Origin of the sequence: Actinomadura barringtoniae (assembly GCF_017573505.1) — a bacterium.
GTDB lineage: Bacteria > Actinomycetota > Actinomycetes > Streptosporangiales > Streptosporangiaceae > Spirillospora > Spirillospora barringtoniae.
Genome location: NZ_JAGEOJ010000034.1, coordinates 1 through 21,430, shown reverse-complemented (window position 1 = coordinate 21,430; position 21,430 = coordinate 1). Strand labels below are relative to the sequence as shown.

At 71.3% G+C, this 21,430-nt stretch carries 18 protein-coding genes; 10 read left to right on the top strand and 8 right to left on the bottom strand.

The genetic code is table 11. From position 1 onward, the window contains the following. Nucleotides 1-203 precede the first annotated feature (203 nt). The 4 genes from J4573_RS49630 to J4573_RS49615 are packed head-to-tail and all read right to left on the bottom strand — an operon-like array spanning nt 204 to nt 6,821. Entirely contained in the window at nt 204-1,358 is a 1,155-nt protein-coding gene (locus J4573_RS49630; RefSeq protein ID WP_208263454.1) for an acyl-CoA dehydrogenase family protein, read from the bottom strand. Then, on the bottom strand, nt 1,355-3,331 hold the full coding sequence (locus J4573_RS49625; RefSeq protein ID WP_208263453.1) for an acetyl/propionyl/methylcrotonyl-CoA carboxylase subunit alpha: 1,977 nt from the start codon (nt 3,329-3,331) through the stop codon (nt 1,355-1,357). Before J4573_RS49625 ends, J4573_RS49630 begins: the two co-directional genes overlap by 4 nt. Nucleotides 3,332-3,342: 11 nt before the next feature. After that, nucleotides 3,343-4,935, bottom strand: coding sequence for an acyl-CoA carboxylase subunit beta (locus tag J4573_RS49620; RefSeq protein ID WP_208263452.1), 1,593 nt, complete (start codon nt 4,933-4,935; stop codon nt 3,343-3,345). After that, complete coding sequence (locus J4573_RS49615) at nt 4,932-6,821, bottom strand: acyclic terpene utilization AtuA family protein (RefSeq protein ID WP_208263451.1); 1,890 nt, start codon at nt 6,819-6,821, stop codon at nt 4,932-4,934. The genes J4573_RS49620 and J4573_RS49615 overlap by 4 nt, the downstream gene beginning before the upstream one ends. 84 nt (nt 6,822-6,905) lie before the next feature. Here J4573_RS49615 and J4573_RS49610 point away from each other — a divergent pair, with 84 nt between their 5' ends. The 8 genes from J4573_RS49610 (at nt 6,906) to J4573_RS49575 (ending at nt 15,524) form a co-directional block, all read left to right on the top strand. After that, nucleotides 6,906-7,517: a TetR/AcrR family transcriptional regulator gene (locus J4573_RS49610; protein WP_208263450.1), complete on the top strand. Its 612-nt coding sequence runs from the start codon at nt 6,906-6,908 to the stop codon at nt 7,515-7,517. Further along, nucleotides 7,514-8,800: a PucR family transcriptional regulator gene (locus tag J4573_RS54980; protein ID WP_243774864.1), complete on the top strand. Its 1,287-nt coding sequence runs from the start codon at nt 7,514-7,516 to the stop codon at nt 8,798-8,800. Before J4573_RS49610 ends, J4573_RS54980 begins: the two co-directional genes overlap by 4 nt. Before the next feature lie 110 nt (nt 8,801-8,910). After that, complete coding sequence (locus tag J4573_RS49600; RefSeq protein ID WP_208263449.1) at nt 8,911-9,762, top strand: fumarylacetoacetate hydrolase family protein; 852 nt, start codon at nt 8,911-8,913, stop codon at nt 9,760-9,762. A 1-nt stretch (nt 9,763) separates the two neighbouring features. Further along, the gene (locus tag J4573_RS49595) at nt 9,764-10,675 is read left to right on the top strand and encodes a VOC family protein (RefSeq protein ID WP_208263448.1); all 912 of its coding nucleotides are present in this window, start codon (nt 9,764-9,766) and stop codon (nt 10,673-10,675) included. Continuing rightward, on the top strand, nt 10,672-12,471 hold the full coding sequence (locus J4573_RS49590) for an AMP-binding protein (protein WP_208263447.1): 1,800 nt from the start codon (nt 10,672-10,674) through the stop codon (nt 12,469-12,471). Before J4573_RS49595 ends, J4573_RS49590 begins: the two co-directional genes overlap by 4 nt. Further along, nucleotides 12,468-13,400 carry an amidohydrolase family protein gene (locus tag J4573_RS49585; protein WP_208263446.1) on the top strand — a complete coding sequence of 311 codons (933 nt, stop codon included), beginning with the start codon at nt 12,468-12,470 and terminating at the stop codon, nt 13,398-13,400. The genes J4573_RS49590 and J4573_RS49585 overlap by 4 nt, the downstream gene beginning before the upstream one ends. Beyond that, the gene (locus J4573_RS49580; protein WP_208263445.1) at nt 13,393-15,189 is read left to right on the top strand and encodes an FAD-dependent monooxygenase; all 1,797 of its coding nucleotides are present in this window, start codon (nt 13,393-13,395) and stop codon (nt 15,187-15,189) included. Before J4573_RS49585 ends, J4573_RS49580 begins: the two co-directional genes overlap by 8 nt. A 41-nt stretch (nt 15,190-15,230) precedes the next feature. Next, entirely contained in the window at nt 15,231-15,524 is a 294-nt protein-coding gene (locus tag J4573_RS49575; RefSeq protein WP_208263444.1) for a YciI family protein, read from the top strand. A gap of 74 nt (nt 15,525-15,598) precedes the next feature. On the opposite strand, the gene J4573_RS49570 is transcribed toward J4573_RS49575, so the two are convergent. Together J4573_RS49570 and J4573_RS49565 are read right to left on the bottom strand one after the other, a co-directional pair. Continuing rightward, entirely contained in the window at nt 15,599-16,414 is an 816-nt protein-coding gene (locus tag J4573_RS49570; protein WP_208263443.1) for an SAM-dependent methyltransferase, read from the bottom strand. 106 nt (nt 16,415-16,520) lie between these two features. Continuing rightward, nucleotides 16,521-18,083, bottom strand: a complete 1,563-nt coding sequence (locus J4573_RS49565) for an MFS transporter (protein ID WP_208263442.1) — start codon at nt 18,081-18,083, stop codon at nt 16,521-16,523. 123 nt (nt 18,084-18,206) lie between these two features. Between J4573_RS49565 and J4573_RS49560 the strand changes: the two genes are divergently transcribed. Next, complete coding sequence (locus J4573_RS49560) at nt 18,207-18,659, top strand: MarR family winged helix-turn-helix transcriptional regulator (RefSeq protein ID WP_208263441.1); 453 nt, start codon at nt 18,207-18,209, stop codon at nt 18,657-18,659. Nucleotides 18,660-18,690: 31 nt separating this feature from the next. On the opposite strand, the gene J4573_RS49555 is transcribed toward J4573_RS49560, so the two are convergent. Both J4573_RS49555 and J4573_RS49550 read right to left on the bottom strand, forming a co-directional pair. Continuing rightward, the gene (locus J4573_RS49555) at nt 18,691-19,602 is read right to left on the bottom strand and encodes an SDR family NAD(P)-dependent oxidoreductase (RefSeq protein ID WP_208263440.1); all 912 of its coding nucleotides are present in this window, start codon (nt 19,600-19,602) and stop codon (nt 18,691-18,693) included. Between the two features lie 170 nt (nt 19,603-19,772). Beyond that, nucleotides 19,773-20,435, bottom strand: a complete 663-nt coding sequence (locus J4573_RS49550) for a class I SAM-dependent methyltransferase (RefSeq protein ID WP_208263439.1) — start codon at nt 20,433-20,435, stop codon at nt 19,773-19,775. A gap of 146 nt (nt 20,436-20,581) precedes the next feature. On the opposite strand from J4573_RS49550, the gene J4573_RS49545 reads away from it, so the two are divergent. After that, the gene (locus J4573_RS49545; protein ID WP_208263438.1) at nt 20,582-21,400 is read left to right on the top strand and encodes a maleylpyruvate isomerase family mycothiol-dependent enzyme; all 819 of its coding nucleotides are present in this window, start codon (nt 20,582-20,584) and stop codon (nt 21,398-21,400) included. Nucleotides 21,401-21,430 lie beyond the last annotated feature (30 nt).

The window sequence follows — 21,430 nt, the reverse complement described above, 5'->3', positions numbered from 1 at the left end:
CGGACCCGGAGATCCGGGAGGTCCGGGCGGGCCGGGCGGGCCAGGAGGGCCTGGCGGGAACGCGGGTGGGTACTGCGGCGGCGGGGGGCCGTACACGGGCGCACCTTTGATGGAACCGGGCGAGGAGATCGCCCAAGATCCTAGAGGCGGCGGTGCCCTCGCGCCGCCGCCTCGTCCACTTCCGGTCTAGTGCGGTGCCGGATCTAGTACGACTTGGGCAGGCCCAGGGAGTGCTGCGCGACGAAGTTGAGGATCATCTCGCGGCTGACCGGGGCGATGCGCATCAGGCGGACCACGCCCGCGAGCATGCCGACGCCGTACTCGCTGGTGAGCCCGTTGCCGCCGTGGGTCTGGATGGACTGGTCCACGCAGTGGATGGCGGCCTCGGCGGTGGCGTACTTGGCCATGTTGGCGGCCTCGCCCGCGCCCATGTCGTCGCCCTCGTCGTACAGCCAGGCGGCCTTCTGCCCCATCAGCCGGGCCAGCTCCAGCTCGATCTTGGCCTCGGCGAGCGGGTGGGCCAAGCCCTGGTGGGCGCCGATCGGGGTCTTGAAGACCTGCCGGTCCTTGGCGTAGGAGATCGCCTTGTCGAGCGCGAGGCGGCCGATCCCGGCGCCCATCGCCGACGCCATGATGCGCTCGGGGTTCAGCCCGGCGAACAGCTGGAGCAGCCCGCCGTCCTCGTCGCCGACGAGCGCGTCGTACGGGAGCCGCACGTCGTCGAGGTGGCAGATGAACTGCTTCTCCGGCGACACGATCTCCATGTCGATCGGCGTCCAGGTGAAGCCGGGGGTGTCGGTCGGGATGATGAAGAGCGAGGGGCGCAGGTTGCCCTTCTGGTCCTCGGTGCGGCTGACGAAGAGCACGGCGTCGGCCTCGTCGACACCGGAGATGAACGTCTTCTGCCCGTTCACCACCCAGCCGTCGCCATCGCGCCGCGCGGTGGTGGTGATGCGGTGCGAGTTGGAGCCGGCGTCGGGCTCGGTGATGGCGAACGCCATCTTGACCGAGCCGTCGGCGAAGCGCGGCAGCCAGTGCTTCTTCTGCGCCTCGGTGCCGGAACGGGCGAGGATCGTCGCGCAGATGGCCGGGGACACCACCATGAGCAGCAGCGGGCAGCCGGCCGCGGCCAGCTCCTCGCAGACGGCGGCCAGGTCACCGATGCCGCCGCCCCCGCCGCCGTACTCCTCGGGCACGTTGACGCCCAGGTAGCCGAGGGCGCCCGCCTCGTTCCACAGCTCGTCGGTCTTGCCGCCCGACTTGGCCTTCTCCACATAGTAGGAGGAGCCGTACTTGGCGCCCAGCTCGGCGACGGCGGCGCGCAGGGCCTGCCGTTCCTCGGTCTCGATGAAGCTCACTGGGGGTTCCCTTCGGGCTGTTCGCTGATGACGGCGAGGACGGCGCCGGCCTCGACCTGCTGTCCTGCGGTGACGTTCAGTTCGGCGACCGATCCGGCGGCGGGGGCGGCGATGCGGTGCTCCATCTTCATCGCCTCCAGCACCAGGAGCGTCTGGCCTTCGGCGACGGTCGCGCCGGTCTCGATCTCCACCCGGATGACGGTCCCGGGCATCGGCGCCAGCAGCGAGCCCGGCGCGACCAGGTCGCTCGGGTCGGCGAAGCGCGGCAGCGCGCGGAGGGCGACCGAGCCCAGCGGCGAGTCCACGAAGACCGCCAGCCCGGCCGTACGGACTCCGAAGACGCGGCGGACGCCCTCGACGTCGAGCGCGACCTCCTCGGGCGAGGACGACAGGAGCCGCACACCGTCGTGCCCGTCGGCGACCAGACCGCCGCGGGTCAGGCGGTAGGCGGCCTCGACCGCCGTGCCGTCCGGGCCTTCGAACATCTTGAGCTGCGGCTGGGAGGCGACGTTGCGCCAGCCGGACGGCAGCCCGCCCTGAACGACCGCGGAGGCTCGGTTGGCGGCGGCGTCCGCGAGGGCCGCGGCCAGCGCCGACAGCCGTACGGCGACCTCGTCGGCGAGCGGCGCGGACAGCTTCTCCAGCCCGACCTTGTCGAGGTAGTCGGTGTGGGTGTCCCCGGCGAGGAACGCGGGATCGGCCATGATCCTGGCGAGCAGGTCGCGGTTGACGGTGACGCCGTGGACGCGGGCTCCGGTGAGCGCGGCGCGCAGCCGTCGCGCGGCGGCCGAACGGTTCGGGCCCCAGGCGATGACCTTGGCGAGCATCGGGTCGTAATGGATGCCGACCTCGCTGCCGCTCTCCACGCCGCTGTCCAGCCGCAGCCCGTAGGCGGCGGGGACCTCGAACTCGGCGTCGACGCCGGGGACCTCGAAGGTGTGCAGGGTCCCGCTGCCGGGGCGCCAGTCGGCCGCCGGGTCCTCCGCGTACAGCCGCACCTCGATCGCGTGCCCGCGCGGCGCGGGCGGCTCGGCCGGGAGCGGCTGTCCCTCGGCGACCTCCAGCTGCAGGCGGACCAGGTCCAGGCCGTAGACGCATTCGGTGACCGGGTGCTCTACCTGGAGGCGCGTGTTGACCTCCAGGAAGAAGAACCGGCCGTCGTCGTTCAGCATGAACTCGACCGTGCCCGCGCCCTCGTAGTCGATCGCGCGGGCGGCGTTCACGGCGGCGAGGCAGAGCTTGCCGCGCAGGCCCTCGTCGACGGCCGGGGACGGCGCCTCCTCGACGATCTTCTGGTGGCGGCGCTGAATGGAGCACTCGCGTTCGCCGAGCGCCCAGACCGTGCCGTGCCGGTCGGCGAGGATCTGCACCTCGATATGGCGGGCGTTCTCCAGCAGCGGCTCGCAGAACACGGCCGGGTCGCCGAACGCCGACTGGGCCTCGCGCCGCGCCGCCGCGACCGCGTCCGGCAGCTCGGCGAGCGTCCGTACGACCCGCATGCCGCGCCCGCCGCCGCCCGCGGACGCCTTCACCAGGATCGGCAGGTCGGACTCGGTGACCGAGCCCGGGTCCAGCTCGGGCAGCACGGGCACGTCCGCCGCGGCCATCAGCTTCTTGGCCTCGATCTTGGAGCCCATGGCGTCGATGGCGGCGGGCGTCGGCCCCACCCAGGTCAGCCCGGCATCGATCACGGCCCGCGCGAAGCCCGCGTTCTCCGACAGGAAGCCGTAGCCGGGATGGACCGCGTCCGCGCCCGCGGCCTTCGCCGCCTCGATGAGCAGGTCGCCGCGCAGGTAGGTGTCGGCGGGCGCGAGCCCGGGCAGCCGTACCGCGCCGTCGGCCTCGCGGGCATGCGGCGCGTTCTCGTCGGCGTCGGAGAAGACCGCGACGGTCCCGACGCCGAGGTCGCGGGCCGTACGGAACACCCGGCGCGCGATCTCGCCGCGGTTGGCCACCAGCAGTGTGTTGATCATTGGCTGTTCGCTCACATCCGGAAGACGCCGAAGCCGCCGGCTCCGGAGACGGGCGCGTTGTGGATCACCGACAGGCACAGGCCGAGGACGGTACGGGTGTCGCGCGGGTCGATCACGCCGTCGTCGTACAGCCGCCCGGACAGGAAGTAGGGCAGCGACTCGGCCTCGATCTGCGTCTCGACCATCTCGCGCATCGCCTTGTCCTGGTCCTCGTCGTACACCTGCCCGCGCGCCTCGGTCGCCGCGCGCGCGACGATCGACAGGACGCCCGCGAGCTGCTGCGGCCCCATGACCGCTGACTTGGCGCTCGGCCAGGTGAACAGGAAGCGCGGGTCATAGGCGCGCCCGCACATGCCGTAGTTGCCCGCGCCGTACGAGGCGCCCATGACGATCGAGATGTGCGGCACCTTGCTGTTGGCCACCGCGTTGATCATGAGCGCGCCGTGCTTGATGATGCCGGCCTGCTCGTACTCCTTGCCGACCATGTAGCCGGTGGTGTTGTGCAGGAACAGCAGCGGGGTGTCGCTCTGGTTGGCGAGCTGGATGAACTGCGCGGCCTTCTGGGCCTCCTCGCTGAACAGCACGCCCTGCGCGTTCGCCAGGATGCCGATCGGATACCCGTGCAGCCGCGCCCACCCGGTCACCAGGCTCGTTCCGTACAGGGGCTTGAACTCGTCGAACTCCGACCCGTCCACCACCCGCGCGATCACCTCGCGCGGGTCGAACGGCGTCTTCAGGTCCTCCGGAACGATCCCCGCGAGCTCCTCCGCGTCGTACAGCGGCTCGTGTACCTCGGCCGGCTTCGGCCCCGCCTTCTGACGGTTGAGCCGCTTGACGATCTGCCGCCCCAACCGCAGCGCGTCCGCCTCATCGACCGCCATGTAGTCGGCCAGCCCCGACGTACGCGCGTGCATCTCCGCGCCGCCGAGCGCCTCGTCGTCGGCCTCCTCGCCCGTCGCCATCTTCACCAGCGGCGGCCCGCCGAGGAACACCTTGGCGCGCTCCTTCACCATCACGGTGTAGTCGCACATGCCGGGGATGTACGCGCCGCCCGCCGTCGAGTTGCCGAAGACCAGGGCGATCGTCGGAATGCCCGCCGCCGACAGCCGCGTGAGGTCCCGGAACATCCGCCCGCCCGGGATGAAGATCTCCTTCTGCGTCGGCAGGTCAGCCCCGCCCGACTCCACCAGGTTGATCACCGGCAGCCGGTTCTCCAGGGCGATGTCGGAGGCGCGGAAGCTCTTCTTCACCGTCCACGGGTTGCTGCTGCCGCCCCGCACGGTCGGGTCGTTCGCCACGATCATGCACTCGACGCCCTCGACCACCCCGATGCCCGTCACCACGCTCGCGCCCACGGGGAAGTCGCTCCCCCAGGCCGCCAGCGGGCTCAGCTCCAGGAACGGCGAGTCCGGATCCAGCAGCAGCTCGATCCGTTCCCTGGCCAGCAGCTTGCCGCGCTTCTTGTGCCGGGTGACGTACTTCTCGCCCCCGCCCTCCAGCGCCTTGGCGTGCTCGGTGTCCAGGTCGGCGAGCTTGGCCAGCATGGCCTCGCGTCGCTCCTTGAAGTCGGTGCTCAGCGGATCGAGCGTGGTCTTGAGCGTCAAAGGACTCCCTCCGGAATGTCGACGAGGCGGGACCGCAGCCACTCCCCCAGGGCCTTCCCCTGAGGATCGAACCGGGTCGAGGCGGACACGCCCTCCTGCAGCAGCCCCGTGACCACGAAGTTCACGGCCCGCAGATTGGGCAGCACATGACGAGTGACAGCGTGCGCGCGAGTCTCAGGCAACAACTCCTGAAGCCGCGAGGCCGTAAGGAACCCCTGCAGCCAGTCCCACTGGGCATCGGTCCTGGCCCACACGCCGATGTTGGCGTCCCCGCCCTTATCCCCGCTACGAGCCCCAGCCACCCGCCCCAGCACCACCCGCACCGTGCCATCAGCGCGAGGAGCGGCGGGGCCGTTATCCACAGGAACGCGTTCCACTTCCACGCCCTGACCTGCGCGTTCGACACTTGATTTGGGATCGGCCCCCCGGGCGGGCGGGGTCTGTGCGGGCGGGGTCTGTGCGGGCGGGGTCTGTTCTGGCGCAAAATCAGTGGGGGCCGCCGCTGCCGGGGGTGCCGCCGTGGGGGTTCCCGGTGCGGGGGGTATGGCGGGTGCGGGTGAGGTGGGTTGGGGGGGTGGGATGGGGGTGGGGGTGCCGTCGGGGAGGACGGCGGTGTGGGGGACTTCCTCGTTCGGGACGTAGGCGGGGGTGTAGACGCCGTAGGGGCTGCCCTTGCCGGGCGGGGAGGTCATCGTGAAGCCGGGGTAGCCGGCCAGGGCCAGCTCGACCACGGCGCCGCTGAAGGTGCGGCCCACCTTGTCGGGGTCGGGGTCCAGGACTGCGCAGCGCAGGAGGGCGGTGGCCTCGCCCTGGGTGGCGGGGTCGGGGGCGGCGGTGCCGACCAGGGTCCACTCGACCTGGGCGGGCGGGGCGTCACCGAAGGCTGCCTCCAGCTGGGCGCGGGCGAACGCGGCCTTGGCCTCGATGTCCAGGCCCGTGAGGACGAACGTCATCTCGTTGCGGTTGCCGCCCAGGTGATTGAGGCAGACCTTGGTGGTCGGGGGCGGCGGCGAGCCCTTGACGCCGGTGAGGGCGACGCGGTCGGGGGCCTGCTGCGACAGGGTGATGGTGTCGAAGTGGCTGGTCACGTCGGGGCCGAGGTACGCGGGGGCGCCGATCTCGTAGAGGAGCTGGGCCGTGACGGTCTCGGTGGTGACGTTGCCGCCGGTCTCCTCATGCTTGGTGATCACGCTGGAGCCGTCGGGGTGGATCTCGGCGAGCGGAAAGCCGAGCGGCTTTACATTGTAGATTTCTTGGAAGAACGCGTAGTTGCCGCCGGTGGCCTGGGCGCCGCATTCGAGGATGTGCCCGGCGGCGGTGGCGCCGGCCAGGGCGTCGTAGGCGTCGCGGGCCCAGCCATAGTGGGCGGCGGCCGGGCCTACGACGAGGGATGCGTCGGTGACGCGGCCGGTGACCACGATGTCGGCCCCGGCATTGAGGCACTCGACGATGCCCCAGGCGCCCAGGTAGGCGTTGGCCGTGAGCGGGTCGCCGTGGCGGGCGTGGGTGAGGCCCAGCTCCTTGGCGCGGGGCAGGAGATCGTCGCCCTCGACGTGGGCGATCTTGAGGTCCAGGCCCAGATCGGCGGCCAGGGCACGGAGGCGGTCCGCCAGGCCACGCGGGTTGAGGCCGCCGGCATTGGTGACGATCTTGGTGCCGCGGTCGGCGGCGAGCGCCAGGGAGTCCTTCATCTGGCGGAGGAACGTGGTGGCGTAGCCGCCGTCGGGGTCCTTGAGCTTGCTCCGGCCCAGGATCAGCATGGTCAGCTCGGCGAGATAGTCGCCGGTCAGGACGTCCAGCGGCCCGTCCTCCAGCATCTCCCGCACGGCCGAGCAGCGGTCGCCGTAGAAGCCCGAGGCGTTACCGATCCGGAACGGTTGGCTCATAACGGAAACCCTGCCAGGCGTCATGAAAAAAATCAATCGCGCTTGATTGTTTTTACCCGCGGCCATTTGGTTGACTGGGTGGCGATGACCACACAGGCACTCCCCCGCGAGCCCCAGCAGGACCGCAGCCGGGCCACCCGGCAGCGGCTCCTGGAGGCTGCGATCGACTGCCTGGCCTCGGTCGGCTGGACGGGCACGACGGTCACGGTCGTCGCCGAACGGGCCGGGGTGTCGCGCGGCGCGGCCCAGCACCACTTCCGTACGCGAGAAGAGCTGGTCACCGCCGCCGTGGAGTACGGCTCGGACGTACGGGTCGAGCAGATCCGCGAGCGGCTGGAGACGGCGGGCGAGGAACGCCCCTCCACGCTGGAGGTGCTGATGCTGCTCGGCGAGATGTACACCAGCCCGCTGTTCCGGGCGGCGCTGCAGCTGTGGGTGGCGGCGAGTTCGGACGAGCAGCTGCGCGCCCAGGTCGTTCCGATGGAGGCGCGGTTCGGGCGCGAGGCCCACCGGCTGACCGTCGAGGCCCTCGGCGCCGACGAGAGCGTCCCGGGCGTTCGCGAGACCGTGCAGGCGACCCTGGACCTCGTACGCGGGCTGGGCCTGGCCGACCTGCTCACCGACGACTCCGCCCGGCGCACGCGCCTCCTCGAACAGTGGGCGGTCACTCTCGACGCCGCGATCCGACGGCCTTGAGCGACACCGGCTGGCTCCTGCGGCTGCGACCGGCCACGACGGTCGGGACGGGCACGACGGTCGGGGCTCCGCTGGCCTCGCCGGTGACCGTGGCGGTGGCACGGGACGCGCTCGGCGACGGCCCGATCGGCTGGGCGCAGGAGACCGCGCTCGGGATGGCCGAGGAGATCGTCCGGCAGGTGCCGGCGTACGGCGGCGGACCGGGACCGTTCGAGACGTTCCGGCGTTCGGTCGAGGCGGCGGTGCTGGCGGCCCTGGTCGGCCTGCTCACCGGCGTGACTCCCGAGCTGGACCACGTGCCGGAGGAGACCGTCGAGGGCAACGCCGACCTGGTCCGGCGCGGCGTTCCGCTGGACCGCGTGCTGCGCGGCGTACGGCTGGGACACGCCCTGCTGCACCGGGCGCTCATCGAGGCGATCGACCGGGAGCCCGAGCCGGTGCGGTCAGCCGAGAACCACCGGGTCAGCGAGCTGCTGTTCGTGTACGCCGACGTGCACGCCAGCCGGATGGCCGAGGAGTACATCGCCGAACGCGACCGCTGGCAGTCCAGCACCGAGGCCGCCCGGCGCCGCGTCGCCGAGGACGTGATCGCGGGCCGGAACGTGGCGGCGGGCGCGGCGAGCCGCACGCTCGGCTACGACCTCGGGCGCCACCATCTGGCCCTGCTGATCAAGGCGGACGCCCTGGAGACCCCGGCCGCGCGGCTGCACAGGCTCGCGGTCGAGGCGGCTCGGGCGGCGGGCGGCGAGGGCGTGCTGACCATCCCCGCCGGAACGGCCGAGCTGTGGGCGTGGACCGGCTGGCCGGCACCGCCCGCCGCGCCACCCGAACCGCTGATCGCCGAACGTCTCGACGTCCCGGACGGGCTGCGGGTGGCGGTCGGGCCGGTCGCGCAGGGCGTTCCGGGGTTCCGCCGCAGTCACCTCGGCGCGCTGGAGGCCCAGCGGCTCGCGGGCGGCAGCCCCCTGTCGTGCTTCGCGGATGTACGGGTCGCCTCGCTGCTGACCGCCGACGCCGAACAGGCCCGCTGGTTCGCCGAGGAGACACTCGGCGGGCTGAGCGGGCTCGCCGGCGCCGACGACAGGGTCGCCGAGCTGCGTGAGACGTTGCGCGTCTACCTCGCGTGCGGCCGCAGCCCGCAGGTCGCCGCCGGGCTGCTGCACGTGGCCCGCAATACCGTCACCTACCGCGTCAAGCGGGCCGAGGAGCTGCTCGGCCGCCCATTGTCGGGCGATCTGCTGGAGCTGCGCTTGGCCCTGGAGATCGTACGCACGCTCCGCTGAGCCCAACCGCGGCCCCGTCTTTGGGCTGCGAGCCCAAGCCCCGCCTTCGCCCGCCCCGTTGAATCGGCCCCAGAGGCGATAGCCGGTAGCCGAGGGCGAAGGACGGATCCATGCGAGTGGCCAATCTGGCCGGGCGGGCGGTACTGCTCGCCGAGGGCGGCGGAGCGATCGACATCGGTGAGGCGAGCGGCGGCCGCCTCCCCTCCGACCCGCAGGCGCTTTACGAGCGCTGGGACGAGCTGCGCGACTCCCGCCTCGACGGGACTCTCACGCCGTACGACGAGAGCGATCTGCGCGCGCCCGCCCCGGCGCCCCGGCAGGTCTTCGCGATCGGGATCAACTACCGCGACCACGCGGAGGAGTCCCAGATCGAGGTCGGCGAACAGCCGGGCCGCCCGCCGGTCTTCACCAAATACGTCACCTGCCTGACCGGCCAGGACGCCACGGTCGCCCTCCCCGAGGGCGGCCTCACCGACTGGGAGGTCGAGCTGGTCGCGGTCATCGGCCGCGCCGCCCACCGCGTTCGGGCCGAGGCCGCATGGGAGCACGTCGCGGGCCTCACCGTGGGCCAGGACCTGTCGGAACGGCTCGTCCAGCTCGCCCCGCCCCAGCCGCAGCAGTTCTCGATGGGCAAGTCGTTCCCCGGCTTCGGCCCGACGGGTCCGTGGCTGGTGACGCCCGACGAGTTCACCGATCCCGGCGACCTGGAGATCGGCTGCGACCTGAACGGCGAGCGCATGCAGCACGCCCGGACCAAGGACATGATCTTCGGCGTTCCGCAGCTGATCGAGACGCTCTCGGCGGTCACGCCCCTGCTCCCCGGCGACGTGATCTTCACCGGCACCCCGGCGGGCATCGGCGGCACCCGCACTCCCCCGCGCTTCCTGACCCCCGGCGACCGCCTCGACAGCTTCGTCGAGGGCATCGGCACCCTCCGGACCAACTTCTCCCAGGAGGCCTGAGATGGCACTCCACCGCCTCACCGGCATCACCGTCGGCGTCCCGAACGTCGCCGAGACCGCCGCCTACTACGCCGACTTCGGCCTCACGCCCGCCGGGGACGGCGTGTTCTCGACGGTCGACGGCGGCGAGCAGCTCCGCATAGTCCACTCCCCCACCCGCCGTCTCATCGAGCTCGGCATCGGCGTGGACGACCCGGACGACCTCGCCCGCATCGACGCGGACCTCGCCCGGCTCGACCTGAAGCTGGACGCCGACGGCACCGTCACCGATCCCGGAACCAAGGTCAGCGTCCGCGTCTCGATCGCCGACCGCATCGAGCGTTCCGCGGAACCGGCGCCCGTCTACAACGGCCCCGGCCGCGCGTCCCGGCTGAACGACCGCGCGCCCGGCGTGCTCCGCGAGACGCCCGTACGCCCGCGCAAGCTCGGCCACGTCGTCGTCGGGTCGACCGACCACGAGGCCAGCAGCCGCTTCTTCACCGACGGCATTGGCCTGAAGGTAAGCGACGAGGTCCCCGGCATCGCCGCGTTCCTGCGCTGCTCGACCGACCACCACAACGTCCTCGTGCAGCCCGCGCCCGTCCCGTTCCTGCACCACACCTCCTGGGAGGTCGAGGACGTCGACGAGATCGGCCGCGGCGCGCACCGGATGCTGGAGGGCCATCCCGAACGGCACGTCTGGGGCCTCGGCCGCCACCACATCGGCTCCAACTTCTTCTGGTACCTCAAGGACCCGGCGGGCAACTTCTCCGAGTACTACAGCGACCTCGACTGCATCGTCGACGACGCGATCTGGAAGCCCGAGGTCTTCACCGACATGCGCGCCCTCTACAACTGGGGCCCGCCCGTGCCGCCGTCGTTCATCGAGCCCGAGGACATGGCGGCGCTCATGGCCGGGGCCCACAGCGCATGACCGCCCACCACAGCGAAGGGGATCGTCCCCTCGTCCTCGGCCCCGAGGATCTCCCGCTGGTGGAGAAGATCCCGCTGGCCGAACGCGACCTGCCCGCCAGCACGTACGACCTCATCTCCCGTACGGCCGCCGCCCACCCCGACGCGCCCGCCCTGCACCTCCTCGGGGAGAACGGTCGCCACTGGTCCGAGCCCGACACCTGGAGCTACGCCGACCTGCTCCGCAACGTCCACAGGATGGCGCATGCCTTGACCGCCGCCGGGCTGCGCCCGGGTGGGACGTCGGCGCTCCTCTTGCCTAGCACTGGCATGACGTACGCGGCGCTGCTCGCGGCGCAGGCGATCGGCGTCGCCAACCCCGTCAACCCCATGCTCTCCGAGGAGCACATCGCCGACATCCTCACCCTCACCAAGGCCGAAGTCCTGGTGACGGTCCCCGCCCTGGCCGAGAAGGCACGCTCGGTGGCCGATCGCGTGGGCGACCGCATGGTGCTCCTGGTGATCGGCGCTGACGACCAGGGCCACCCGGACGACGCGTTGCCCACCGGCCGCCGCCCGCACCCTGGCGACATCGCCGCCTACTTCCACACCGGCGGCACGACCGGGACGCCGAAGGTGGCACCGCACACGCACGCCATGGAGGTCTACATGGCGTGGGCGCTCGGCTCGACGGGCGGCTTCCTGGGCGACGCGGTACCGCTCGCCGGGCTGCCGCTGTTCCACGTGAACGCCGTCCACGTCACCGGCCTGGCGCCGTTCATGCACGGCCGCCCGGTCGTCAGCCTCGGCCCGCTCGGCTACCGCGACCGGACGCTGATGCCCGACTTCTGGCGGATCGTCGAACGGTTCCGCGTGACCTCGTTCTCGGCGGTCCCGACCGTCTACGCGATGCTCCCGCCGATCCCCGGCGACGCCGACCTGTCCAGCCTGCGGGCGGGCGCGGTCGGTGCCGCGCCGCTGCCGTCCCGCGTACGGTCCGGATTCGAGTCGGCGGCGAAGGTGCCGATGCTGGAGGGGTACGGGCTGACCGAGGCGACCTGCGCCACCACGGCGACGCCCGCGTTCGCCCCGCGCCCCGGCTCGGTCGGCATGCGCCTGCCGTATCAGCACGTCAAGGCCGTACGGGTGGACGCGGACGACCGGCCGGCCGGCGACTGCGAGCCCGGCGAGGTCGGGGTGCTCGCGGTCGGCGGCCCCTCGGTCTTCCCCGGCTACCTCGGCCCGAACGGTCCCGACCCGTCCGGCAAGGTCTTCGACGGCTGGCTGCTCACCGGCGACCTCGGACGCGTGGACGACGACGGCTACGTCTACCTGACCGGCCGCGCCAAGGATCTCATCATTCGCGGCGGCCACAACATCGATCCCCGCCCGGTCGAGGAGTCGCTGCTCGCCCATCCCCTGGTCACCGGCGCCGCCGTGATCGGCCGCCCCGACCCGCACTCCGGCGAGATCCCCGTCGCCTACGTCACCACCGCAGCCACGATCACCGAGGGCGATCTGCTCGCCTGGGCCCGCGACCACGCACCCGAACCGGCCGCCGCCCCCAAGGCGGTCCACGTGATCGACGAGCTGCCCGTCACCACGGTCGGCAAGCCCTATAAGCCCGCCCTGCTGGCCGATTCCGTCCGTCGCCTCGTCCTGGCCGAGATGGCGAACCACAACGTCGCAGGCACCGTCGAGGTCGCCCTTCGCGACGGCCACCCGTTCGCCGAGATCCACACAGGTGAAGGGGATCTCGAAGGCCTGAGCGCCGCGCTCGACCGCTACCCGTTCTCCCACCGACTGGAGCGATCATGACCACCGGCCCCGGGCGCATCGACGTCCATCAGCACATGGTCCCGCCCGGCTACGCGGCATGGCTGCGGTCGCACGGCATCCACGCCCCCGGCGGCAGGGAACTGCCCGAATGGAGCCCGGACCTGGCGCGAGAGCTGATGGACCGCCAAGGCATCGGCACCGCGATCCTCTCGCTCACCACGCCCGGCGCGCATCTGGGTGACACGGCCGAGGCGATATCGGCCGCACGCGAGTTCAACGAGTTCGGCGCCGAACTGGCCAAGGACCATCCCGACCGCTTCGGCTGGTTCGCGACCCTCACGCTCCCTGACGTCGACCCGGCCGTCGCGGAGGCGGCGCACGCTCTCGACGACCTGGGCGCCGACGGTGTCGTGTTGCTGGCCAACAGCCGCGGCCTCTACCTGGGCGACCCGGCGATGGACCCGCTCATGGCCGCGCTCGACGAGCGTTCCGCCGTCGTCCTCGTTCACCCGGCCGAACTGCCCGGCCCGCCCGCGCCCGGCATCCCGCCGTTCGCGGCCGACTTCCTCCTGGACACCACCCGCGCCGCCTACAACCTGGTACGCCACGACGTCCCGCGCCGCTTCCCGCGGATCCGCTTCATCCTCGCCCACGCGGGCGGCTTCGTCCCGTACGCGGCACACCGCCTGGCCGTCAGCGTGTTCGCCGACACCGGCCGCGACCTCAACGACATCCTCGACGACCTGCGCGGCTTCTACTTCGACACGGCGCTGTCGTCGAGCCCGTCCGCGCTCCCCTCGCTCCTGGCGTTCGCCAAGCCCGGCCATGTCCTCTACGGCAGCGACTGGCCGTTCGCCCCGGAACTCGCGGTCGCCTACTTCAACGAGCCGATCGCGGGCGACGACGACATCGGTCACCGCAACGCCCGCGCGCTCTTCCCTCGCTTCAAGGAGAACACCCATGCCTGAACGCCCTTCCGAGGTGGATGTGGATGTGGACGTGCTCATCGTGGGCGGGGGCGGCGCCGGGCTGACGGCCTCGATCCTGCTCTCCGAACTCGGCATCGACCACGTGCTGATCAACGCACGGCCGAGCACGTCCAACCTGCCCAAGGCGCACCTGCTCAACCAGCACACCATGGAGATCTTCACCGATCTCGGCGTCGCCGACACCGTCTACGAGCGCGGCACGCCGGCCGAGAACATGCGCTACTCCGGCTGGTATGCGGGCCTCGCCGGCACCGACCCCGACGCGGGCCGCCGCTTCGGCCTCATCGAGTCCTGGGGAGCGGCCGGCTCGTCCCCCGAGTGGGCCGCCGCCAGCCCGTACCGCTCCACGAACCTCCCGCAGATCCGGCTCGAGCCCGTCCTGCGCGAACGCGCCGAGGCCCTCGCCCCGCCCGGCCGCATCCGCTTCCACCACGAACTGACGACGTTCACCCAGGACGCCGACGGCGTGACCGCCACCATCGCGGATCACGCCACCGGCACTGGCACCGGCGCCGCGTACGAGATCCGCGCCCGCTACCTGCTCGGCTGCGACGGCGGCCGTACGGTCGGACGCGCGCTCGGCATCGACCTGGAGGGCCCGCGCGACCTCATGCGGGTCGCGACGATCCATCTCACGGCGGACCTGTCGGCCTGGGCGCGCGACCCCGAGGTGTACATCCGCTGGCTGCTGATCCCCGACACCGGAACGGGCGCGACCGTCGTTCCGATGGGGCCGACGCGCTGGGGGCCCGATTCGGAGGAGTGGGTCGTTCACCTCAACTACGCGACCGACGACCCGCGCGGCCTCGACGACGACAAGGTCACCGCCGACCTGCGCACCACCCTCGGCCTGTACGACCACGACCTCACCGTCCACCTCATCACCCGATGGGCGATCGAGGGCGTGGTGGCGAGCCGTTTCCAGGACGGCCGCGTGTTCCTGCTCGGCGACGCCGCCCACCGGCATCCGCCCACGGGCGGGCTCGGGCTGAACGCCGCCATCCAGGACACCGCCAACCTCGCCTGGAAGCTCGCCGCCGTCCTGCGGGGCGAGGCTGGCGCGGCCCTGCTGGACACCTATGAGCCCGAACGGCGCCCGACGACGGCCCGCAACGTGCAGCGGGCGATCGACAACGCGCTCAACCACATCGTCACCGCCGACGCCATCGCCGCTGGCGACACCACCGACCCGGCCGGGAACTGGGCGAACATGCGGCGCCTGTGGAGCGGCCTGCCCGAGGACGCCGAGCACGCCGCCCATGTACGGCGGCTCATCGCGGGCCAGTCGATGGAGTTCAACGAGCACAACATCGAGTACGGCTATACCTACGCGTCATCGGCGATCGTCCCCGACGGCACCGCGGCGCCCGACAACCCGGACCCGATCCGTATCTACCAGCCGTGCGCCCGCCCCGGCCATCCGCTCCCCCACGCCTGGCTGGACGCCGACGACGGCACCCAACTCTCGACGCTCGACCTCGTCCGTCCCGGCCGCCTGCTCCTCATCGCGGGTGAGGACGGCGAGGACTGGTGCGAGGCCGCCGTCAAGCTCGCCGACACCGCGCCACTGGACGTCGTCCGCATCGGACATCTGGACGGCGAGTATCTGGACCGGCGTTCGACCTGGTTCAGGCTCCGCGGCCACGACGGAGGCGGCGCCGTCCTCGTCCGCCCGGACCGCTTCGTCGCCTGGCGTGCCCTAACCACGTCCGCCGATCCCGTGCGCGACCTGTCCGCCGCCCTGGACGCCGTTCTCGCCCGCCGCTAGCAGTGCAGGTACCGTCGTGAGGTGATCATCGAGGAGACGGCTTGCTGATTCACCTGCTGACCCTGCGCTACACCGGCACCGAGGACGACGTCGCGCCCCACGTCGGCGCGCACGTGGAGTACCTCGAACGCCACCACGGCGACGGGACGTTCCTGGCGTCCGGCCAGACCGTTCCGTCGTCGGAGGGCGGCGCCATCATCGCCTGCGGCATCGACCGCGCCGAGGCGGAACGGATCACCTCGACCGATCCGTTCGTGCGCGCGGGCGTCGCCGCGTACACCATCACCACGATCGAAGCGGCCCGCCTCCACCCAGCGCTCGCCGCCGCGTTCTAGGACTCGCGGGCCTGGGACTCGCGGGCCTAAGACCTGCGGGGCCTAGGGCTTGCGGGGCCTGGGATCTGCGGGGCTTAGGGCTTGCGGGCCACGCCCGCGAACTCGTCCACGTCCCGTACCTCGCCGATCTCGGTCGGGTCCGGGCGCCACCGGCTGCACGAGACGACGCCCGGCTCCAGCAGCTCCAGGCCCTCGAAGAAGCGCTCGATCTCGGCGCCGCTCCGCAACGTCATGGCCGGCTTCACGAACTGGTTGCGGTGCGCGACGACCTTCTCGGTCGCCTCCCCGTAGACCTCGCTCGTGCTGTGCGCGATGACCAGGTGGCTGCCCGGCGGCACGGCGTCCACGAGCTCGCGCACCACCTCGTACGCCCGCTGCGTCTCGGGCACGTAGATCAGCACGCCCAGCAGCATCAGCGCGACCGGCTTGTCGAAGTCCAGAGTGGCGGCCGCCTCCCTGAGGATCCGGCCGGGGTCGTGCAGATCGGCCTCGATGTAGGCCGTCGCCCCCTCTGGCGTACCGCCGAGCACCGCGCGCGCGTGCGTGAGCACCAGCGGGTCGTTGTCGACGTAGACCACTCGCGAACGAGGATTCAGCGTCTGCGCGACCTCGTGCGTGTTCGAGGCCGTCGGCAGCCCCGTTCCAATGTCGAGGAACTGCTCGACGCCCGCCTCGCCCGCGAGATACCGCACCGCCCGGCCGAGGAACGCCCGGTCGGCCCGCGCGAGGTGCACGATCTCCGGATACATCTCGGCCATCCGGTCGCCGACCTCGCGATCGGCCGCATAGTTGTCCTTGCCGCCGACCCAGTAGTTCCAGATCCGCGGCGCATGCGGCACGTTCGTGTTGATCCCGGCCCGCGAAGCGCGCTCGGTCTCGTCCCCCGTCATGAACACCCCACCCAGGTTGTCACGAGATCAACCTATTGTTCCGTATCGTCGCCCGACCGGAAAATGGTTCACATTGCGCCAGGGCAAACGACGCTTCCGCCCTTGTTCATCGCGCGCCTTCCGTGGACTCGGCGACGCGTTCGGCGAGCGCGGTCGCCTGGAGCTCCGGGTCGGCCTTCCGCCGGGGCAGGGTGAGGGTGAAGACCGCGGCGACGAGCGCGACGCCGCAGCCGATCAGCATGCCGGTCCGGAAACCGTCCTCGGAGGGCAGCGAGTGGCCGCCGAGGCTGATGGTCATCTGGGACAGGACGACGCCGACGACGGCGGCCGACACCGAGGTGCCGAGTGAACGCATGACGGTGTTGAAGCTGTTGGCGGCGGCCGTCTCCGACTGCGGCACCGCGCCCATGATGAGCGCGGGCATGGCGCCGTACGCGAGGCCGACGCCCGCGCTGCAGACCATCGTCACGATCATCAGGCCCCAGGGAGCGCTGAGGAGGGCCATGGACGAGCCGTAGCCGATCGCGATGACCAGGCTGCCGACGCCGAGCGTGACCTTGGGCCCGCGCGCCTTGGACAGATTCGCGCCCAGCGGGGAGACGGCCATCATCATCAGCCCGGACGGCGCCATCCAGAGACCGGCGGCCAGCATCGACTGGCCCAGGCCGTACCCCGTCGTCTTGGGCAGCTGCAGGAGCTGCATCACGACCAGGGACTGCGCGTACATCGCGAAGCCGACCAGGATGGAGGCGATGTTGGTCAGCAGCACCTGACGGCGGGCGGTGACGCGCAGGTCGATCAGCGGGTCCGTCACGCGCAGCTCCCAGACACCCCAGGCCAGCAGCAGCACGACGGACCCGGCGAACAGGCCGAGGGTCGTGGTGCTCGCCCAACCCCAGTCGGCCCCCTTGGACACGCCGAGGAGCAGGCAGATCACGCCGCCGCCGAGCCCGACCGCCCCGACCACGTCGAAGCGCCCGCGTGCGCCCGCCGGACTCCCGGAAGCCGCAGGAGTCGCGGCAGTCCCGGGAGTTGCAGGAGTTGCGGGAGTCGCAGGAGTTGCGGGCGTCGCCGGAACGAGGATCCAGATCAGCACGGTGATCACCGCGCTGAGGACGGCGGACGCCCAGAACAGCGCGCGCCAGCTGGCGTTCTCCGCGACGGCCGCCGCGATCGGCAGGCCGAGCGCGCCGCCGATGCCCATGGACGAGCTCATCAGCGCGATCGACGACCCGAGGCGTTCGGGCGGGAGCAGGTCGCGCAGGGCGCTGATGCCCAGCGGGACCAGGCCCATCCCCATGCCCTGAAGCCCGCGACCCACGATCATCGGCGCCAGCGAGCCGGCCAGCGCGCAGGCGATCGAGCCCGCGATCAGCGGGACCGTGCTGATCAGGAGCATCCGCCGCTTGCCGTACAGGTCGCCCAGGCGCCCGACCGTCGGGGTCGAGACCGCCGCCGCCAGGAGGGTCGCGGTGACCGTCCAGGAGGCGTTCGAGGCGGACGTGTGCAGGATCTGCGGGAGCTCGCCGATCAGCGGGACGACGAGGGTCTGCATCAGCGCGGCGACGATGCCGGCCACGGCCAGGACCGCGACGATGCCCCCGCCCTGGGCGGACGGGGTGGTGGGCTTGGAGTCGTGCACGGGGGGTCTCTCCTCCTTCGCGGGCATTCGTGTGCACGATACACATGATGTGCACTATGCACAACATGTGGCATCTGCATGCCATGTGTATTGCGCACAACTGCTGTGATAGTCATGAGGCAAGCCCGGATTCGCGAAGGGGTCACCAGCATGGACAGGCCGACCGAACAGATCGAGTACGAGACGATGCTGCTCGGCCGGCACAGCCACCTCGTCGCCGAGCCGGTCGAGCGCGACGACCGTCTCGAGCGCAGCGGCTACATCCTCCTCAGCCGCGTCCGCGTCGACGGCCCCATGACCATCCGGCAGCTCAGCGACGCGTTCGGCCTGGACCCCTCGACGCTCAACCGGCAGACCTCCGCCCTGATGCGCGCCGGCCTGCTCGAACGCATCCCCGACCCCGACGGCGGCATCGCCCGCAAGTTCCGCATCACGGCGGTCGGCGAACGCCGCCTGGACGAGCACCGCGACGACATCATCACCGGCCTCGACAAGGTCATGGCCGGCTGGAGCGGCGACGACATCGCCGCGTTCGCGGGCTTCCTGCGCCGCTTCAACACCGACATCGAACACCTGACCGGCCGCCCCTGGCCCCGCCCCTAGGACATGTGCCGGCTGGTCGGGTCGTGGGTGATCATCCGACGAGGCGTTCGCTGGTCTTCCAGAGGTCCTCGGCCTTCACCGTGTCGTAGGAGTCGTCCGAGGACGGGATCCTTCGGTATCCGGAGAAGTACTCGCCCGTTGTCTCGGCGTGCTCCGGCGCGGTGACCAGGCGGCCCAGTGCCCGGCCGGATCGGCGCGGCGTGTGGATGTTGAGGCCCGGTACGACGACCAGCGCGGGCATGACGTACCGCCACGCGAACGCCTGGACGCCGCCGTACTCCCGGGCGAGGCCGGTGCCGGGCATCAGTCCCGGGTCGAACGCGTTGACCGTGATCCCGGTGCCGCTGAGGCGTCTGGCGAGCTCATACGCCATGAGCACGTTGCAGAGCTTGGACATGGTGTAGCGGCGGCGCCCTTCCAGAGCGGTGTCTTCGCCGGGGCGCGCCATGTCCTCGGCCGTGGTGTAGCTGGGCGCGGGCATCCCGGTCGGCTTGGCCGGATCATGGGTGTCGCTGGCGACCATCACGATGCGCGCGGCGCCATCGTCGTCGAGGTGGGGCCGCAGGTGCTGAATGAGGGCGAAGTGGGCCAGGTGGTTGACCGCGAAGGTCAGCTCGTAGCCGTCCTTGCTGGTCCGTGCCCCCGATGCGTTCTGGAGGCCGGCGTTGCAGACCAGCCCGCGCAGCGGCGGCAGGCTCATGGCCGTCAGGCGTTCGGCGAACGCCTGGACCTCCGCGAGCGAGCCGAGATCCAGCTGCATGCCGGTGACGTCGGCCTTCGTCTGCTCGCGGAGTGTGCGGGCGGTGGCCTCGGCGTGGGCGGCGCCGCGGCCTGTGATGACGATGTGGACTCGCGGGTCGGCCTCGGCGATGGCACGGGCCGCCTGACGGCCGAGGCTGCCCGTCCCTCCAGTGATGAGAACGGTGCCGTGACTGGTGGCCATGTGACTCGCTCCAGGATCGGGGATGCGGACCCGTTCAGCCTGGAGCAGGGCGGCTGCAGGGAGGAGAGCACGATCAAGTCTGGGATCGGCCGTACCACCCAGGTGGGAGCGCGAGGCGCAGCCATAGATGATCAGAACGCCCGGCGCCCGGCGCTCGGCCTGGCCTGTGGCTAGCTGCGAGTGGCGGTCACGTAGGCGAACGCGCCCGAGGGCGTGAGGCGGACGTCGGTGAAGCCGACGTCGTCGAGCCAGCCGCAGACTTGGGCCGTGGAGGCGCTCTGTCCCGCCGTTCCCATGCGTCGACCCAGTGCGAGCGCCGCCCGCTGAACGAGCTGACCGTCGGCGCACAGCCAGCTCAGCAACAGCGTGCCGCCGGGCCGGAGCACCCTGGCGATCTCCTCCACCGCGGCCCGTGGCCCGGGAAAGCAGTGCAGCCCGGTGAAGCTCAGGCACACGTCGAACTCCCCGTCGACGAAGGGCAGCTCCGACACGTCGGCCTCGCAGGTCTCCACCTGATCCGACACCCCGGCGTCGCCCGCGGCATGACGGGCCCGTGACAGCATCGTGGGCGCGATGTCCGCCGCCACGTACCGCAGCCCCTGGCCTGGACGCACGCCCCGCAGGGCGACTCCCCCGCCGCACGGCACGTCCAGCACGGCGGTGCCTTCCTGCCACGTGCCGATCGCCTCGATGCGTTCGTGGAGCAGCCCGAAGTCGGTGTGGAACGCCAGCCGCGCCACCGGCCTGATCAGCCACGGCCGGTTCGCGGTGAACGCGTACACCGGCGCCCACGGGTGATCCTGGCGCCAGCCGTCCCGAGCGGTCGACCTCATGCGAGCCTCCACAGGTGCGGGACTCGAAGCTAACAAACGAATTCGTCTTTATGGCCGGATGACTTGGTGTGATTGCCCTCTCAGTGTTGTGACCGCCTGGTCATAGAGGGCCGGTCGAGCCTACGCTCAGACCAGATCGCCGCGACGTGCAGGAGACCCCCATGGCGGCCATACCGCTCTCCGATCAGGCCATGCGCGACGCAGCCGTCGCGACCGCCGAGCAGCTCATCGCCCTAATGGAGTCGACGCCTGATCCGGAGGCTCCTGTCCCGGCGACCTCGCCGTGGAGCATCACCGATGTCTTCGGGCATGTGGCCATGGAGCCCGGACGCTATCGGGACCTGGCGCTCGGCGAAGGAACGTGGCCCGCTCGCGCCACCGACCTGCCGGCCTTCAACGACGCCCAGATCGCCGCGCTTCCCAGCCGCGACATCGACGACCTGGCCGCCATCCTGCGCTGGGATCTGAAGCAGTTCATCGAAACGCTCCAGGGCTTGGCACCTCAGGCGTTGATGATGTTCGACGGAGACCAGCAGATCCGGGCCGGGCTGTCGTTGGGCACGCTCATTGGAGAGTTCGTGGTCCACGGCTATGACATCGGGCGAGCCACCGGGCGCAGGTGGCCGATCGATCCCGCACATGTCCCTTTGGTCCTGGCCGGAATGCACCAAGTGATGCCCGGCTGGGTCGACGCGGACGCGGTGAAGCACCACAAGGCCACCTATCGCGTGCATCTCCGCGGCGGCCCCAGCCACACCTACCGGTTCGAGGACGGCGCGTTGACCATCGATCCGGCGTCGACTGGGCCCATCGACGTCCATATCTCGGCCGAGCCCGTGACCTGGCTGCTGCTCACGTACGGCCGCGCCAACCCCATTCGAGCCGCCCTGACCGGCAAGGTCCTGGCCTACGGACGCCGGCCGTGGCTAGCTCCCCGCCTGGCCAAGAATTTCCTTCCGGCGTGACCTCAGAAATGCGAAAGGCCCCGCCATTTC